General features: G+C 46.7%; 13 protein-coding genes. 4 read left to right on the top strand and 9 right to left on the bottom strand.

Going from position 1 to position 18,764, the window contains the following annotated elements; genetic code table 11:
• Nucleotides 1-211 precede the first annotated feature (211 nt).
• From U1I11_RS05075 to U1I11_RS05055, 5 genes are all read right to left on the bottom strand, one after another.
• Nucleotides 212-2,110, bottom strand: a complete 1,899-nt coding sequence (locus tag U1I11_RS05075) for a thioredoxin domain-containing protein (RefSeq protein ID WP_322904317.1) — start codon at nt 2,108-2,110, stop codon at nt 212-214.
• A gap of 35 nt (nt 2,111-2,145) precedes the next feature.
• Nucleotides 2,146-2,322 (bottom strand): DUF255 domain-containing protein, encoded by a 177-nt coding sequence (locus U1I11_RS05070; RefSeq protein ID WP_322904315.1) that lies wholly within the window; start codon nt 2,320-2,322, stop codon nt 2,146-2,148.
• Between the two features lie 112 nt (nt 2,323-2,434).
• Entirely contained in the window at nt 2,435-5,686 is a 3,252-nt protein-coding gene (locus tag U1I11_RS05065) for a family 20 glycosylhydrolase (RefSeq protein ID WP_322904314.1), read from the bottom strand.
• Nucleotides 5,687-6,323: 637 nt separating this feature from the next.
• Complete coding sequence (locus U1I11_RS05060; protein ID WP_322904313.1) at nt 6,324-7,256, bottom strand: methyl-accepting chemotaxis protein; 933 nt, start codon at nt 7,254-7,256, stop codon at nt 6,324-6,326.
• A 303-nt stretch (nt 7,257-7,559) separates the two neighbouring features.
• Nucleotides 7,560-8,000 (bottom strand): Imm63 family immunity protein, encoded by a 441-nt coding sequence (locus U1I11_RS05055; protein WP_322904312.1) that lies wholly within the window; start codon nt 7,998-8,000, stop codon nt 7,560-7,562.
• Between the two features lie 257 nt (nt 8,001-8,257).
• Between U1I11_RS05055 and U1I11_RS05050 the strand changes: the two genes are divergently transcribed.
• Genes U1I11_RS05050 through U1I11_RS05040 form a run of 3 tightly spaced genes read left to right on the top strand, consistent with a single transcriptional unit; the run spans nt 8,258 to nt 10,860 of the window.
• Nucleotides 8,258-8,662: a CBS domain-containing protein gene (locus U1I11_RS05050; RefSeq protein ID WP_322904311.1), complete on the top strand. Its 405-nt coding sequence runs from the start codon at nt 8,258-8,260 to the stop codon at nt 8,660-8,662.
• 21 nt (nt 8,663-8,683) lie between these two features.
• Entirely contained in the window at nt 8,684-9,370 is a 687-nt protein-coding gene (locus U1I11_RS05045; protein WP_322904310.1) for a response regulator transcription factor, read from the top strand.
• Nucleotides 9,367-10,860, top strand: coding sequence for a sensor histidine kinase (locus U1I11_RS05040; RefSeq protein WP_322904308.1), 1,494 nt, complete (start codon nt 9,367-9,369; stop codon nt 10,858-10,860). The genes U1I11_RS05045 and U1I11_RS05040 overlap by 4 nt, the downstream gene beginning before the upstream one ends.
• Nucleotides 10,861-10,959: 99 nt before the next feature.
• Here U1I11_RS05040 and U1I11_RS05035 read toward each other — a convergent pair whose 3' ends face one another.
• Entirely contained in the window at nt 10,960-11,244 is a 285-nt protein-coding gene (locus U1I11_RS05035; protein ID WP_322904306.1) for a hypothetical protein, read from the bottom strand.
• A gap of 601 nt (nt 11,245-11,845) precedes the next feature.
• Here U1I11_RS05035 and U1I11_RS05030 point away from each other — a divergent pair.
• Nucleotides 11,846-12,931, top strand: a complete 1,086-nt coding sequence (locus U1I11_RS05030; protein ID WP_322904304.1) for a WD40 repeat domain-containing protein — start codon at nt 11,846-11,848, stop codon at nt 12,929-12,931.
• Nucleotides 12,932-13,074: 143 nt separating this feature from the next.
• Here U1I11_RS05030 and U1I11_RS05025 read toward each other — a convergent pair whose 3' ends face one another.
• The 3 genes from U1I11_RS05025 to U1I11_RS05015 form a co-directional block, all read right to left on the bottom strand.
• The gene (locus tag U1I11_RS05025) at nt 13,075-16,194 is read right to left on the bottom strand and encodes an efflux RND transporter permease subunit (protein WP_322904303.1); all 3,120 of its coding nucleotides are present in this window, start codon (nt 16,192-16,194) and stop codon (nt 13,075-13,077) included.
• Nucleotides 16,191-17,678: an efflux RND transporter periplasmic adaptor subunit gene (locus tag U1I11_RS05020; protein WP_322904301.1), complete on the bottom strand. Its 1,488-nt coding sequence runs from the start codon at nt 17,676-17,678 to the stop codon at nt 16,191-16,193. The genes U1I11_RS05025 and U1I11_RS05020 overlap by 4 nt, the downstream gene beginning before the upstream one ends.
• A 130-nt stretch (nt 17,679-17,808) precedes the next feature.
• The gene (locus U1I11_RS05015) at nt 17,809-18,459 is read right to left on the bottom strand and encodes a TetR/AcrR family transcriptional regulator (RefSeq protein WP_322904299.1); all 651 of its coding nucleotides are present in this window, start codon (nt 18,457-18,459) and stop codon (nt 17,809-17,811) included.
• Between the last annotated feature and the right edge of the window lie 305 nt (nt 18,460-18,764).

Below are 18,764 nucleotides of genomic sequence, written 5' to 3'. Positions count from 1 at the left end.
CCTATTATGTAATAGCAACATGACTTAAATTTAGGAATATGTGTGTTATAACATAGCAAGTAGACGAGCTGTATAGTATGCTCGCCTGCTTGCTCTTATTGTAAACGATATAACTGCACAAAAACGCTGATTTACTGGATACGATTTTAACATTTTAGCGAGATGTTGCCCTATTTAGCAATGCGCTGTTTACGTTTGTTTTGACTTTCGCTTAATTGCGCCTCGGCTGCAATGCTTCGGTCACCGCTTCCATCGTTGTCAGCGGTGCATGGCAGACAAAACCTTCACATATATACGTCATCGCATCGCCGTTAGACAGCTTATCATGTAAATGTGGCAGCAAATTCCGTATCGGTTCGCCTGCTGCTCCACTTTCATTGAACAACAGTGCGGCAAACGGGCGATACGTTTTTTGCACTTCAGCTAACATTTGCTGATACCCGATATCTTCCGCTTTGCCGGTGACTACGATCTCCTCCGTGCCATTCAACAGTTGCATGCCTGCTAACATTAGCATCGAGTAGCCTGCCGGATATTGTTGCACCGTCCCTATAAAAGCATCCAATATACGCTCGGCATATGCTCGTAGCTCGTCATCGTTAGTCATCGCCGCCAGTCGTGCCAATACCCAGGCAGCAACCGAGTTGCCGGAAGGGATCGCGCCATCGTAAATTTCTTTGGTGCGGCTAATCAACGGATCACCTTCAGCACCGCTAAAATAAAAACCGTGCTGCTCATCATCCCAAAACAATGCTAGCAATTGCGCTTTTAATGCGGTTGCATGCTCAAGATAGAGCGAATTTCCGGTCGCTTCGTATAGCTCCAGCAATCCCCACATGAGATAGGCATAATCATCCACATACGCTGGAAATGCCACATGCCCATCACGGTAGCGAGACATTAGCCGTCCGTCTTGACGAAACATCGTTTGCCAAATAAAATCAACGGCACGCTCGGCAGCTTGTGTATATTGTGGCTGTTGCAGCCTTTTGCCTGCATGCGCGAGCGCAGCAATCATCATCCCGTTCCATGAGACGAGCACTTTATCATCTTTAAACGGATGCACTCGTTGCTCCCGGTAATCAAACAGCTTCTGCCGATACTCCTCCAAATCAGTACGCAAAGCAAGTTCGTTCAGATCGCGTTCCTCAGCAATCTCCGCAATCGTACGAGCGATCAGATTCGGTATATTTTCCCCTTCAAAATTCCCTTCCGGCGTAATATCATACACATTACAATAGGTATGCATCGCCTCCAACCCAAGCACATCTTCAATCTCATACCGATCAAACAAATAAAATTTGCCTTCCACCCCTTCGGAATCAGCATCCTCTGCCGAATAAAAAGCCCCTTCTGGCGACGTCATATCACGCAGCACATACGTAAAAATCGATTCTGCAATCCGCGCATATTGCTCATCTTCGGTCAGGCTGTACGCATCCACATACGCGATCGCCAGCAATGCGTTATCATATAACATTTTCTCAAAATGCGGTACTAACCACTGCTCATCGGTTGAATAGCGAGCAAATCCAAACCCAATATGGTCATACATACCACCGCGATACATGCGCTCCAGCGTCGTCCGCACCATATCCAGCGCCTGCGGTTGATCATAAGTGTAAGCATATGCCGATAAAAACATCAAATGATGCGGTGTCGGAAATTTCGGCGCTGCGCCAAAGCCGCCATAGTGCTCATCAAACGAACTTGCTAACGTCTGATACGCGCGGTGCACGATCGATTCATCAAAACCGCCTGGCTCGCCTTCCGCTTTAAACTCATTCATCCGCTGTACGATCGCATCACCAGCTTCCACGATCCGTTCCCGCTCATGCGTCCATTTATTATGAATTTGTCCTAGCATGTCAATCATGCCGATCCGTCCGTATTTGGTCTGCTTTGGAAAATAAGTGCCCGCATAAAAAGGCTTCTGCTCCGGTGTAAGCAATACCGTCAGCGGCCAACCTCCCTGCCCGGTGAGCGCCTGACAATACGCCATATACAAATGATCAATATCCGGCCGCTCCTCTCGATCAACCTTAACTGGCACAAAATGCTCGTTCAGCAGCGCCGCCACGTCTTCATCTTCAAAACTTTCCCGCTCCATCACATGACACCAATGGCATGTAGATATAAGCCTCACTAGGAATAGCCGACAGACAGGAACACCGGCTTGCCCTCCCGCTTTGCTTTCGTAAAGGCTTCTGTGCCCCATGCCATCCAATTGACCGGATTATGAGCATGTTGCAACAAATAAGGGGATTTTTCATGGATTAAGTGATTCGTATGTTTATGTTCGCCTTCGATAAATTCGCGCATGATGAATTCCTCCTTGTAATTAGTATTGATAATATACCCGAATAAACAACAAAAGAAAAAACGAATTCTCCCGACCGCAAGCGGAGGAAGAATTCGCTATTTCATAACGATATTATGGCGTATTGCCGCGTGCAATTCGCAACGTATATTTACCTGTTGTACCTGTTGTACCTGTTGACGACTGAACTGCAATCGTCACCGCTCGTTGCGGATCGGTCATATCGACTGTATAACTGTAACTGTCGGCGGTCACACTTGGTCCGTAGGTGGCACCTGTCACTGTCAATTGTTGCAGCGGATTAGTCTTAGTGACAGTAAAATCAAATGTATACACATCGTCAGCTACCTGCACCGCATAATCGGTAATAGATGGAGCAAATGTCGGTGACAATTGCCCTTGATCAATACGCAAAGCAGATAGCTGTGTATCACTATTGCCCGATACCGGTAATGTCTGAATTTGTACAAAATAAGGAATGCTTGTAACTCCCCCGCTCACATACATTACCCGGTACGTATAGACCGTATTCGGCTGCAAATTGCTATGCACAAAAGATGGATCGCTGCCACGATAAATCGGCTGTGCATCGTCATTAACATAAACGAGATAAGCAGAAGCTCCACTAACCGGATTCCATTGCAAATGGACGCTGTTTGATTGTGTATCAATCGAGCGCAATTGCTGAATGCCACAATCGCCTGGATTCGCATTGTAACCGAACGACAGCTCGCTAATGAGCGTACCTTCACCGCTATCATTCGTATCGGCAGTATACACGATTCGTGCCTGCTGCACATCATTTTCGTTCATTGCGAGCGTGATCGTTGGCGCTGAATTGTCAAGCGTACCGACCGTTTTCCATTGTAGCGAACCTCCCACCAGCTGGGCAATCTGGAAATCGGCTTGTTTGATTCTGCCATAGTTGAAATCCGTAACATATTGAATTGTAAAGCTAGCCAGATTCACCGGTTTGTCGAAATTAAATACGATCGTATCGCCCACTTGCTGTGCGTCCCAATTGGCTGCATACGTATTGGAATTACCGTCTACTGCTTGACTGAAATCCAGATACGGATTATCGTTCATCGTGACAGTGAAACCAAGTGATTTTACATGTTGCAGCGCCGTGGTAATGCGATTCACTGCCACGGCAACATCCTGTGTGGAAGCGGTCGCATCAGTCAGAAGCGGCTTCGCTTGCTCAAGCGCTGCCAAATAAGTGGCATACGATGACGATGTAGCATTATTTTGAGCTTGTGGAAACTGAATCAGTACGTACAATTGCATTTTGGATATCGCAATCAATTGACTTTGCGCCTGTTTGACATCGCCTAGCGTACTATCGATCGTTGTCTGAATCGCGCGCGCATTGTCCAGCACGGTTTTAGCCTGCTGAAGTTGCTGCGCATACGGTGTGTAGGAGACGGCAATATAATCGGCAGCACGATAAGTGGCGGATTGGGTATATGCCTGTTGCAAAGCCGATTTGTCCGTTTTCAAATCATAGACAAGGTTTATTGTTACACTTGTAGAGTTAAACGTACCGCTTGCATTGGCAGGAAGACTATGCAAACGGTATCCGTATAATGTATCCGGTGTTAACGTATAAGCAGAACCGAGCGTACCGAACATTCGACTATCATACAGTGATACTCCTGCATCATCGACAGCATGGATATAAATGATACCTACACTGTTAGCGGCTACGATATCGCTCGCTGTCGGTAGTGCACTGTCATATCCTGGCACCTCACCGATTTTGGTAAATACGCTTTTGAACGCAGCATAATCACTATAACGCTTTTCGCCAATCCATGATTTCTCCGCCATTGCGCGCAGTGGTTCATAAATGCCTGCACTTACTTGCTCTTGACTTTGCGCTCCTGGTGTATCGCTCCAGATCGCAAACGAAGCGCCCAGGATCGCATCTGGATACGGTGGATTATATTCTTGCTTTATGGACGAGCTAATATTCGGGAACAAGCCCGGATGCCAGTTATTATAAATGTTGGAACCGGTTGGGTATTTATAACCTGCATTTTGGCCAAGCACATAATAGAAGTACGCATCGTTAAAATTAACAACCTTGAACCCTTCATCGATAAATTTTTGCACCGGTGCCATATGAGTATCCCATTTCGTCCAGTAATCGATCTGGATCGACTTTTTCAGTTGAACATGTTCTGTTTGATCAGAACGGAAATAACCATCGTTCCAGACGCGGGCAATAAAGCCTTTTTTCTCCATATGCTCGGCAACTTGATTCGTATAGTCGATAAATGTATCGATCCCTGTGCCGTTGGGAATACCAAGCACATTGCGCGCATAGTTTTGCAATTCTGGAAATTTAGCGAACTGGCTAAAATCGATAAATTCATCGCCGCCAATATTAAAATATTTGCTGCCTTTAAACAGTACAGCATACTCATCTAACAGATCAAAAATGTATTTTTTGGCATCAGCGTTTGTAATATCAAGCGCGCCTTTACATACACCGTCGTTATCGCCGCAGGCATTTCCATTGCCATCTTTGAGCTTCCATTCGGGATGATTACGCAGCGCATATTGCAAATGACCCGGACTATCCAGAGAAGGAATAATGTCTACTTGATATTGTTTGGCAACCGCCAAAACCTCTTTCATTTCTGCCTGCGTAATATATTGCGGTGACATCACTTCCGGATGCACCTTGCTCTCCAAGCGGAAGCCTTCACTTTCGGAAAAATGCAGTTCGAGCGTATTAATCTTGAGCCAGGACGATTCTTTCACTTGTTGAATCAGCCAGTCTTTAGTATAAAATTTGCGCGCCATATCGATATGATAGCTACGCTCTGCCAATGTCGGATAATCGATAATCGTACCATATTGCAGATCACCAGACACAAGCAATTGCTGCTCGATCGTACGCAATCCATATAGAATGCCACGCACGGTCGGTGCGGTCAGCTTAATCTGATCCGCAATTTCCAGCTTGTACGCCTCCGAATTGGACGTTTCGGATAACTGACCGAGACGGATCAATATATCGCCAGCTTCAGCCAGTGAAGCGTCTCCAGTCTGAATCGGCAACGGTTCGGCAGAAGGTAAGCCTTTGGCAGCCAGCTCTGAATCGACCAGCTTTACGACACTTACTAGATCAGGATCAAGCGCTTGATTCCCATCCTGAAGCAGATACAAGCGCGTACCTTTTTGCAGTTTCCAGACAGATGTTCCATTTTTAGTATATTGCTGTACACTTATTTGTTCGCTGTTAGATGACGATTTTGAGTTACCAGCTTGTTGCTGAAATTGTGCGGCAGCTACAGGAGACATTGACGAAACGACAAGCAACACGATCATAAGTATTAACCAGTTTTTTTTCAATATGTTTACCCCCATATCTTTTGATTTGAACTGACAACATAGCGGTTAAACGATGCGGAAATAATTCCTCTGTATGAAGTTGTAATAGTTGACTATACGCCTCATTTTGCTGCCAGGAAGCAGGGTATGCCAAACGAGAAGTATAACAATAACGAGGCGCTGCAGACACCGCATCTTGCTTATCCTTGCTCTGTTTAACGTGAACATGCCGCCAAAACGCAAATAAGAGCACAGACAAAAGAGGCAGAACATACGACATACGTATGTCATCACTACACTCCGTTGTTGGCTCATGCCCATTACTGGTAACACGCCGTTCTACGGCTACTATGGGATTGATTGCGATTTCATAAGTAGCATATAACGTAGACAAGTGATCGTCAATAACATTTGACGATTTTCACAATGAAAATAACTAAAAATATATTTTCTGTGTAAGATTATCTTACTTATATAATGCAAGTATGTTGATCTGAGTGCCTATCAAAATGGTAGTTCTATACATATACATCTCTTTATAGCGCTAATTCATATCATTGTTGCAGGCATTCATTTATACATTATTTTAATCAAATAACTACAGCAGAAAAAAGGTCTTTAAGCATCTAACCTTGCTTAAAGACCTCAAATTCAAGCCTCAAATCTCATGCGCCACCCGCTGCGCCTGCACATTCAATTCATTAGCCGATACAAAAATCGCGTTAAACGATTCCATCGCCGTCTGCATTCGCTCCTGCCCACGCTTAAGACTGTGCTCGACCTCGGTCGTTGTACCGGAAATTTTGCGAACTTCGCCGTCCATTGCATCGACGCTACATTTGACCTGATTGATCGCTTCTTGCACCATATTGGACAACTTGCCGACTTCCTGAGCGACCACGTTAAAGCCGCGACCAAATTCGCCAGCGCGGGCAGCTTCAATGGCTGCATTCAGCGCCAACATTTGCGTTTGCGACGATATTTTGCGGATCGTTTTCACCACATCTTGAATCTCGTACGCCTGCTCTTGCAAACGATAAATCGTGTCTGCATTCGCTGACGATACTTGTGCGATCTGTTCCATACTGACGAGCAACTCCTCGCTATGCAGCATACCGTCCGAAGATCGTTGATGCAGCATTTGGGCGGTATGTTGCAAATCGTCTACTACATGGGTCAGATGATGATGACGCTCGGTAATATCGGTCGCCACCTTCGTAACGCTAATAACACGCCGACGCGCTTGATCCCATACCGGCATATAGGTCGCTTCCAGCCACACTTCATCGCCGTTTGCATTGCGCCGCAAAATTTTATCGTGAAACGTAATCCCGGTAAACAAATTATCCCAAAATGCTATATAGTCCGCACTATTCGAAAATTCAGGAAAGCAGAGATCACGGTGATGCATGCCAACCATCTCATCGGCGCAATAACCGACAACCCGTGCAAAAATATCGTTTACATAAGCGATTCGATGCTCTTGATCAAATCGAATAATTGCCAGATTTTCCTGCAGAGCACGCACGACCAATTCATCCGTAACTTGGACATTTACTTGTGCATGTACCTGTTCATTCACTTTTTCCATATGGGCATCCCCTCCTGTGACATTTGCCGATATTATTCATTATATTAATATAAATAAACCATTTAAAATATATTTTTCCAATTAAAGAATATAATTTAATTCAATTCGCTCGCAAGGGAGATAATTCCTATATTGGGTACTTAAGTATGATTCCTATATCGGCTATACTGCGCCATAAATCAATGTCTGTATGCAAAAAAGGCACTATTCATAGCAATGAATAGCACCTTCTCGCTGAAACGAAGCTGCTCGTAAAATAAACTTGCGCCATTATTTCCTATCTTATCGATCCTACGAATCAGTTCACATTTGCTCCAGCTCGCTGCGGCGTCCACTGCGATACATTTGTTCATACACACCGCCAATCGCCGCAAAAGCAGTTTGAATCAATGTCGTCCATTCCGCTTGCACTGCTGCAGTTAGTTGCAAATGCGCTTTGCCTGGCTCTATACCGTGTCGGCGCAGCAATTCAACATAAGCGGCACGTTGAATGCGGTCGTCCAGTATCCAGTACATCGCATCCTGTTCACGCTCTGCGCCGATTTTGTTATTGATCATTTCTACGCCGCGCTCATACAGTAGCAATCTGTAGCCATCTGGTTCAATCGCAATTTGCGGTTCCAAATCGCCATGCCATGATTCATCCAATGCCGCTTCCACCCACTCGATCAGTGTTTCGTTATATAGCTCGGTCTTTCGAAGCTGCGCTACAATGGCGTCTATGAATTGCTGTTTTGTTTTCATCGCTTGCACTCCTTCTTCATCTATAAGAACGTTCAACATTTGCACATTACATAGCTAACAGGCTAAGTATCCACCCTATTTTATGTAACCGCTACTTTCACTTTACACTTGCCGTTTACCGCCTTTTTCGCTGATATTGATACCGTCTAAAATCGTCTGTTTTGTGGCTACAATGCTGTAAACCTTTACACATGCGATTCAAAATATGTTTTAATGGAAATATTATTGATAACATATGATGTAAAGGAGTGGCAATTGTGCAAATCTCACATTTTCTTCTGCCTAAGGAGCAGGTGACTTACGTGTCGTCTACAGCATCGATGCTGGAAGCATTGGAGCAACTGGAACGCCATCCCTATTCAGCCATTCCGATTATTGATGAGCAAGGCAAATATATCGGTACATTATCCGAAGGCGATCTGCTATGGAAGCTGAAAAATTCGTTCAATCTCGACTTTGAAGCGATGCGGCACGTACCGCTTAGCGATCTTCAGCGCCGTGTACATAACGAAAGTGTCGTCATCACCGCCAACATGGAGGATATGCTAAATCGTGCCGCCGATCAAAACTTTGTGCCGGTTACCGATAATGAAGGCTTATTTCTGGGCATTATCCGACGCAAAGATATTATTGAGTATTACAATGATACCATTACCGATTGATCGTTTGAAAGGAGACTGTCCATGTCCACACGCGTGCTAATTGCGGATGATGAAGCGTCCATTCGCAACTCGATTGCTTATGCGCTCAAACGCGAGCATTTTACAGTGGAGACAGCGACAGATGGCAAAGAAGCGCTCGCATATGTGGAACAATTTCGCCCGGATGTGCTTGTGCTTGATGTGATGATGCCGGAAATGGATGGCTATGAAGTATGCCGCCGCTTGGAACAGCGGCGCGGATTAGGTATCGTGCTCTTGACGGCACGTGATGATGTGATCGACCGTGTGCTCGGTTTGGAGCTTGGTGCCGATGATTATGTCGCTAAGCCATTTGATATTCGTGAGCTGATTGCCCGGATTAAGGCACTGGCGCGCCGCGTCGAGCGTGAAAATGCACCGCCCCCACTCCATGAGCCGCGCATACTCGGTTCGCTCACTGTGCAACCTGCCAGTCGTGAAGCACGAATTAACGAGCAGTCGCTAGAATTAACGCCCAAAGAATTCGATCTGTTATTGCTGCTTGTTACCCATCCGGGGCGTGTATACACACGGGATGAACTATTGGAACTCGTATGGGGCATAGATTATGCGGGCGAGACACGTACAGTCGATATTCATATTCAGCGCTTACGCAAAAAACTTACTCCTCATCAATCGCTACTGCAAACCGTCTACGGTATCGGTTATCGTTCGGAGCCGCAAGCATGAAGCCCGGTTCGCTGCTTCATCCGCGCCTTGGCTTACGCTGGAAATTCCCGTTGCTATTAGGAGCGTTGTTGTTGTTTACGGTGACTGTGCTCAGTTTGCTCGTCTTGTCAGGCATTCGCAGCAACCAGCAGCAGCAGACCGAGCAGCTTCTGTTACGGCAAAGCGAGCTCATGCAAATGCGCATTCAGCAGGCGTATTTAAGCGGCGAGCGACTTGATCCTGTGCTGTTTATGCAAAGACGGGCTGCCGAGCTGGCGGTCGATCTGGGTGCTTCTAGCAATATGAGAGTGATCGTGTACGATCGGAGCGGCGAGCTGCGCGGAGACTCATTACCGCTAGCTCGCCGTAGTGATGTTAGTCCAGCGATGCGGTATGCACTGCAAGGGCAAACCGCTTATATTACCGAAGGTTCCAATGTGCTTTATTTAACGCCAATCTATAGTGCTGATCAATTGCTCGGCGTATTGCAACTCCATCTGTCAATTGCTGAGCAACAGCAATTTTACCGCAATATGCTCATGTTGTGCCTATGGACGGGTGCTGCGGTGCTAGCGAGCAGCTTTTTAATTGGCTGGCTGTACATTCATCGCCAGACACGTGATATTCATACGCTAATGACCGAGGCGCGTGCGATTGCACGCGGTCATTATCCAGATGAACGACACGCCCTGCTAACACGATCCGATGAACTCGGTGAACTGGGTGATAGCATTGCGGAAATGGGCGGTATGATCGAGCGGAGCATGAATTTGCTTGAACAGGAAAAACAGCAACTTCAGCAAGCGGTAGCCAAGTTGTCTGCATTAGAGCAGCTGCAAAAAACATTTATCGGCAACATTAGTCATGAGCTTAAAACGCCTGCCACCTCGATCCAATCGTATGCCGATCTGCTCGGCATGTATGGCGATGATCCCGAATTGGTTCGCGAAGCGAGCACGAGCATTTCATCCGAGATTCGCCGGCTCATTGAACTGATTGAAGATTCGATCCGTTTGTCACTGCTCGATAAATATGATTTTGAATTGCATCCGCAGCAAGTGCAGCTGAATGAATTGATCGAAGAAGCTGCTACACGCACACGTGGCAAAGCAACAAATGCAGGCATACGTCTCGATGTTACGCTCGATCAACCGGTGGAACTGCTTGCCGATCCAAAACATCTGATGCATATTTTGCTTAATTTGCTTGATAATGCGGTCAAATACAATGTGCCGCAACAAGGCTGGATTACGGTACAAAGTCATCTGGATGATGAGCGAGTACATATTCGAATCGGTAGCTCCGGCCCGATTATTCCCGTTGACCAGCAGGAGCTTGTATTCGAACCGTACACTACACTTCGTCACGATCGTTCACGTACAGGCGGCGGTACAGGGCTTGGCTTGCCGCTCGCAAGGCGCCTTGCACAGCGTATGAATGGCAATCTGTATATCGAAGCGTCCGATGAGCTAGGCAATGTGTTTGTACTGGATATGCCATTACGACAATAGAAAAGGACTTTATTGCTCTGTACTGCGGCAATAAAGTCCTTTTTCATAACTGGCTTCGAGTCAGCACTTTCGATAAACTGCCCACATGCACAGCTGTAATTACGTTTCATCAGACGTCTCGTTCATAATCATATCTTCAATCAGATCGATTCCTTGTGGAGTAATGACGAAATGAATATACCCTACTACGTCTTTGAGATCGATTAGACTTTTTTTGTGTAAATAATCATAAGCTAAGCGGGTTTCTTTATCCGTTAGCGGCCCTACATTTTTTTTCGGTCCAGGCAGCTGAAATGAACGGTCTTCCGGTCCAAAATGATAATTATACAAATCATAGAGAAGCTGTAGCCGTAGCCGCCGTCTCTCTGTAATCTTATCGTTCATGTTGTTCACCTCCACATTGTATCGGCATCGTGTCCGCTCCTTTGTACCAGATCGTATCAGCTAGCGCTGATGATGATCCAACTGCTACAGCGATTCGTTAGTCCAGGCGCTATAATGAAACACGCTTCGCAAATGCAGCATAGTAGCTTGTCTCAAATTTATTCAGGGATTGCGTTCGTCTGAATGCTGCACGGTTCAAGCACGGTTCAGATGGACGCAACCTTACATCTTCTTGAGACAAGTCAATAATCTGGAGCAAGGCGATATGTGTGGCATATGGAACTTCCTGGTGATCCTATCATAAACAGACTTTTGCACGCTTGGATAACGATATTCTGAATTAACCTGTTCTATTATACGTAATTAGTCGCTAATTTCATACTGTTAGTTGTAATATTATTAATTACATGTGAATAACGGTGTGTAACGTTTACAAGTTAGATACAATTGTACATCGATTTGAGATGTATACATGATAAGTTATTTATACACACAAAATCGACGATAGCTAACACATTAAGCTGCCTTGGATCAAGATTATTTGGATAGTTAGGGGTTGATTCGTATCGCTTACCGATCTCGTTCATCCAGATCGTATTTGTTGAATTCGTTCTATTGTGCGCGTTCATCATTCACTTTTACCGCTGCACAGTATAATTTACGTTATTGGTGGCTACTCGTAGGCAGTTCATTATTGCTCATTATGCTGCTGACGGGCTGCAGCAGCGAACCGAAGCTGACAGTTATTGATCATAACGCCACTGTCCCCGCCCAAACTTCCATCAGCCTGTCTTCACTTGATCGACTTGAGCATGTATACGGGCGCACATGGCTAACCGCTGATGAGATCATCATCGAACGAAATACGCGCCTCATCGTACACAATGCAGCAACAGGTGCCGAGCGTGAGCTAACACCGGGACGCCAAGGCGTGCAATTGCTCGCGGAAACTTCGCCGGATGGACGGTATGTTTTTTTTACGGAAGGCGTACCGAATGATCGCTATACGATTACCGGGCATATTCTCGATACGACTTCCGGCATAATTAACAATATAGGCAAGCTCGATATGATCAATGAAATGCACTGGGCAGACGATACGCATTTAATTAGCGGCACACCGGACACCGGGCTGCAAAAAATCGATTTGCAAGGTCAGCAAACACTGCTACCGCTACAAGGAGCCAACACAAAAGATTCTATTATGCTCGTACAGCAAGTCGGACAAACGATTTATTTTGTCGGCGGCTCGGCTTTGAATCGGGTGCAACAAGGGGACGTGCAAGCGACACTGATTGCAACCGATGTATGGGACTTTAACGTAGCTCCGGATGGGCAGTCGATCGTCATTCAACAGGTCGGACACAAGCAATCCGAGCCAAGCAAACTAATCGTCATTGATGCAAACGGCAAAACAGTCGGTACAGTCGCTGAAGGTACATTGCTCGGTCGCCCGGCATGGTCACCGGACGGTAATATGATCGCCTTTTCCATTTATCAGGAAAGTCAGCAAGGCATGAAAGGATTGTACATTTTCAACCGCAGTACCGGCACAACGACCCCGATTACGACCCAATTTCAAGCGTATAATAGCTCGATTCGTTGGAGCCCGGATAGCCGTCGTCTGTCATTGTATACGGAGGATAACGGTGTGGTGACCGCATTGATCGGTATTAATATGAAATAGCAATACCGATCAATGCCGAGCATGCAGTACTTTGACCATTTCAGATACAAAAGCAGCCCCTGTTCGCTCACTGCCTCAACAGGCTTTTGGAGCACAGGAGCTGCTTGCTTTATTGTGTGAACATATCCTTGCGAATTGTCAAATTACCATTCATTCAACTTTTGCTCCAACCGTGCTTCCTGCTCAGCTTTACGAGCTTTGCGCTTGTCGTTGTAACGAGCCAGCACCATATATAGTGCAGGTACAACAAACAGTGTCAGCAGCGTAGAGAACACTAATCCGAATACGATCGCAATCGCCAGTGGACGGAACAATTGCTCACCGACCGTTGCCATCGGCAGCAAAGCGACAATTGCCGCCAACGAAGTGAGCAAAATCGGACGGAAACGTGCCGACGCTGCTTGAATAATCGCGTCTTTCATGTCCAATCCTTCATGCCGCGCGTCTTCGATAAACTCAATCAATACGATACCGTTACGCACGACAATGCCAGCTAGCGCAATCACACCCATAATCGACATAAACCCAATCGGTGTCTGGCTAATAAATAAACCAAGTACCCCGCCCGCTGCCGCTAAATAAACGGTTGTCATCACGATCAACGGAATCCAGAGCGAATAAAACTGCATCGCGATCAAAATAAAGATCAACACGACCACAACCGCAAACAGCTTCGCCAAATCGACGAAAATATCACTTTGCTTCGATGTCTCACCACCGATTTCCCATGAATAACCTGGCGGGAAATGGATTTGGTTCATTCCGACATTAATATCCTGCATCACTTCGGTCGCCGTACGTCCGTTCACATCCGCTTCAATCGTATTGGAACGTGCCAGATTGTAATGATTAATCTGTTTAATCGAGAATGCCGGATGAATCGTAACGAGCTGGGTCAACGGAATTTGTACATTGTCCGAATTCGTCACATTGACCTGCTGAAACAAAATCGCCGGATCGGTCGCTGATGCGTCTTGCATATAAATTTTAATATCGACCAGATCGCGTCCATTATCAAATTCACCCACTTTAACACCTGTACCGGTCAGCAGCAGCGTACGCGTTAAATTCTCGTACGTCACATTGTAACGATCCATCGCTGCCCGATTCACTTCAAAATCAAGCGTATAAGCTTGCACACCCATCGTGTCGCTAATATTAGTCGTGCCGTTGGTAGATGCGATCACACCTTTCACCTGATCGGTCAGCTTACGCAGCTCTTGCAAATCCGTACCGATAATCCGGATCGAAACCGGCTTGCCGACCGGAATGCCCAATTCGGTTTGTGTCACCGATGTGGTCACTTGCGGAAACATGCGCTTCAATTGCTGCGGCCAATTCGCTACGGCAGCCGTACTGTCGAGCTTGCCTAGCTCACCTTTCAACAGCACTTCACCTTGATTAGTCGAAAACGAAGCGATATTCGTAATATTGTAAAAAAGCGGCGATGCCGTACCACCGGATGCCGATGATACCGCCTCAACGCCGGGCTGTGTTTGCGCCCATTTGGCAATTTGGCGTACCGTTTCGTCTGTATCTTCAATCGACGTACCGGTTGGCATCGTAATTTTGATCGTCAGCTCCGGGTTGCTCGAACGTGGAAACAACTGTACTGGCGTAAACAGTGTCAATCCATAAATACATGTGCTTACAATTAGACCGACCAGTGCAATTAGCAGTGGACGTTTTAACACTTTGGGCATTAAACGATGGGCATAACTGTCTGATACCGCTTGAATCTGTTTACCGAGCAGTCCGGCAGGTTTGCTCGTTGCCAGCTTTTTACCTTTTAAAATTCTGCGTTTCTCATACCAAATACGGAAAATGGGAATAATCGTTAACGACATCGCCATCGAAGCGAGCATCGCCAGTGAGATTACAACCGGAATCGGCTTAATAAATGCGCCCACATCGCCGGTTAGAAACATCAGCGGTGCAAAGGCAGCGATCGTCGCTAACGTTGCGGTCAAAATCGAGATCGACACTTCCTTCGTCCCATTAATCGCCGCATCATATGGACGCTCACGCAGCACTGACAGCCTGCGTTCAATATTATCATTCACCACGACCGCGTCATCGACAAGTATGCCGAGTACGATGATGAGACCAACTACGGTAATCTGGTTAAGCGTAATATCCATGCCTGGCAGAAACATCAGCGCAATCGCAATCGAGATCGGAATAGCCAGCGCCACAAAAGACGAAGTAAGCAAATTCAGACCGAGCATACATACGATAATGACGACCGCAATCGCAATTAACATTTCAACGAACAAATTGTGGAAAATACGATCCGTTTCGTTTTTTTGTGCAAATAGCGATTCGATTTTTAAATTGGACGGCAATGTTGTTTTCAGCTCATCCATCTTGGCATTAACACGCTCATACATCGTCGGTACGTCCGAACCGACTTCACTGTTAATCTGCACCGAGATCGAAGGTTGCCCGTTATAATAACTGTTGTATTCCACTTTTTCGTTCGCCATCTGTACGCTGGCAACATCCTTTAGATAGACAGGTGTGCCATTTTTCGATTTGAACACGACGACCTTTTCCAAGCTGGATGCATGATGATCGGCAGGTACGGTAAGCTGGTAACTGCGCTTTTCATAATCTAGCGTGCCGGTCGGTACGCGGTTGTTTTCCTTTTGTACCGCATTCAGAATCGCTTCCCACGGGATGCCATATTGCTGCAATTTGGACATATTTGCTTCAATCCGTACTTGCTGCTTGGGCAAGCCGGTAATCGTCACATCGGTCACACCCGGCACCGATCGTAGCTGATCGCGCCAGTTGGTCATCAAGTCTTGCAATTTCCACAAATTTTGAGCGCTATCGCCATAGATCGCAAACGACTGTACAAACGCTTTGGTCAAATTATCGTTAATGACCGGTGCGTCCGCGCCATCCGGCAAATCGGCTTTGGCGTCTTCGACCTTTTTGCGCAGCTCGCTCCATACGGTTGGCGCATCAGCGGTTGGCTGTGTTTCCAGCGTAATGACCGATACACCGGACATGGAAACCGAGTTAACCGTCTTCAGATTGGAAACTTCCTTGATCTTCGATTCCAATACCCTCGTTACCGTCGTCTCCACCAGTTCAGGCGTCGCTCCGGCATAGACGGTCGTCACCGTCGCCTGTTTTACAATAATGTCCGGCATTAACTGCTTCGGTAGCTGGAAGCCACTAAATGCTCCAATCCCAATCAGCAGCGCAAAAAAGAGCAGCGTAATTTTACTTTTTTTCACCAAATATGGAATCATTGCGCACTGCCCTCCTGCGATCCACCGGTCGCTTTGGTGCTGCTGGCAGACTGTGCCGACTGTGCCGCAATGCTCTCACCATCCATCAATCGATCCGCACCAGAGGTAACGATCGTATCACCTACTTTTAAACCTGCGGTGATGATTAGCTTGTTGTTCATCAACTGACCTGTTTTCACCGGCGTACGTACCGCTTTGCCATTTACACTCCGATACACATATGGCGCATCGTCCATGCTAACGACCGCTTCGACAGGCACCATAATACCTGTTTGCGATTGTACATCACGCGATGCTTTGACGACCTGCCCAGGCTTCCAATCAAGCTTCGGATTGCTAAGCTGTACTTCTACACTAATCGTACCGGTATTGTCATTCGTCTGCGGATAAATATTCGTAACCCGTCCGGTACGCTGCTCATCATACAAACTCAGGCTGACCTGCTGACCGACTTTCCACTGCGCAATTTGCTCATCCGGTACAGGCAGCAATACTTTTAGCTGATTGATTTGACCGATCGTAAACGCGGTCGTGCCTGCTGCAACCGTCTGACCGACCGAAATATCTTTTTCCAGCACAACACCGCTCACTTGGGATGTAAGCTGCGATTTGGACAATGCCAGCTTCGCTTGTGCCAGCGAAACATTCGCCTGGTCATACGATGCTTGCGCTTGCTGCACACTTGCCTGCGCCTGCTCGATGCCTGCATTCGCTTGCGACACTTGCGCCTGCGCCGACTGTACGCCAACTTGCGCCTGCTTGACCGCCGAGGCAGCGCTAGCGCGATCCGAGTTGCTCGCTCCTGCCAGTGTGAGTGAAAGCTGCTGCTGTGCATCATTCAGCGCATCCTGCGCGGTTGCAAAAGCAGTTTGTGCCTGCTCATTGTCCTGCTTGGTCAGCAATCCATTTTGAAATAGCGCATTCGCACGCTCGGCAGCCGCTTTTGCCTGCTCATATGCCGCTTGTGCCTTGCTTACCGCATTACGTGCTTGCTGCTTCTCTTGCTCACGCGCCCCGTCTAATACGCCCTGCTGCTTCGCCTGCGCACCTTCCACTTGCGCTTCAGCTGCAGACACTCCCGCCTGCGCTGCCGAACGCACAGCACTCGCATTGCTCAACGAAGCATTGGCTGCCGTCAAACCAGCATTCGCTTGCTGCACCGCTTCCTGTGCTTCTTTTACTTTGAGCTGCAAATCGGCGCCGTCTAAACTAGCAAGCGATTGTCCTTTGTTAACCGCATCTCCGATATTAACACCGATACGATCGACCGTACCACCGAGTTCGAATGCCACTGGCGATTGCTGTACCGCAGTCAATGTACCGGATAGATTGTATACTGCATTCAAAGGCACTTTCTGCACTTTAGACACGGTAACCGGGCTGGCGATCGGTTCGGTCGACTGTGCCGGTTCGCTTGAACAGCCTGCCAGCAATAGTAGCAATACCAATCCAGCAGCCAGCACAGGCTGTATTTTTTTGACCATCGTCTTGCTCCTCCATTCCATAGCCCCGTTTCCACCGGGTAGACCCATATGGTTTATTTGTCTGTTCGTAATCGTTTTCGGATAGTAGGGTACCCTCTTTTTCTTAATCTACTTGCTACTATCCATCGTCTCAAGTGAGGAATTTATGCAGCATCTCGAACACTTCATCATTGCTAAGCGGTTCGTGATCCTTTTCCCAGTGCACGGTCATCGCATCATACATATGGATCAATACAAGCGCGGTCAGCTGCACATTCGCAATCGGCAAAATCAGCTTTTGCGCAACAGCCTGTTCCAACAAACGACAAACCGCCGTATTCACAACAGAATCGATATGGCAAAGCGCATTTTGCGAAGCGACTGTACCAAACTCCTGCAATTCCTCAGCCAAACGATCCGCGATCGTATGATACCCCCGGAAACTAATGCACGTATAAATCGCCCGATACATCCGATCTTTAATATCACCTTCGCTATTAATAATTTCTTCCGCCTGCCGCACCATCTCAGTCAGCGACACATCCAAAATCGCATTCAAAATATCTTCTTTTGTCTCAAAAAACAGATAGATCGTCCCTTTACCAATCCCGGCATTTTTGGCAATACGATCTACCGTCGTGCCCTTATACCCAAACTTGGAAAAAATATCACGGGCAGACTCAATAATTTTCCGATAACGCTCATCGGTTGCATAACTCATCGTACGTTCCTCCTCCAGTAACAAATGATCTAGCATAAAGGATAACTTGATCGGTTCATCATCCAACCATAGCTCGTTCATCGCATTCCCTCCTAGTTGTCGTGCTGTGTGGATTTATTGTGTGCTGATGCGGAATAAATAGGGGCATTGCATTAGCATTAGGTAGTGCACAGCGAGTTAGCTTTGTTTAAAAAAATGGTGGGGTGAGTCGTTGTAAGGATGTTTTTATTTTTGACTAAAAAACTAAATTGGTTCTGTAGTCAGAATATAGCATGGTTTTGGGGGGGAATGCAAATTTGGGGGTTGAAGTAGCATCTTATACAATGCACGAAGTAAGAGATTAGGGGAAATAAAAATCGGATGCAGCTAAGGCATCCGATTTTTAT

Source organism: Paenibacillus campi (assembly GCF_034659835.1).
GTDB lineage: Bacteria > Bacillota > Bacilli > Paenibacillales > Paenibacillaceae > Saccharibacillus > Saccharibacillus campi.
This window is presented reverse-complemented; position numbering and strand designations above follow the sequence as displayed.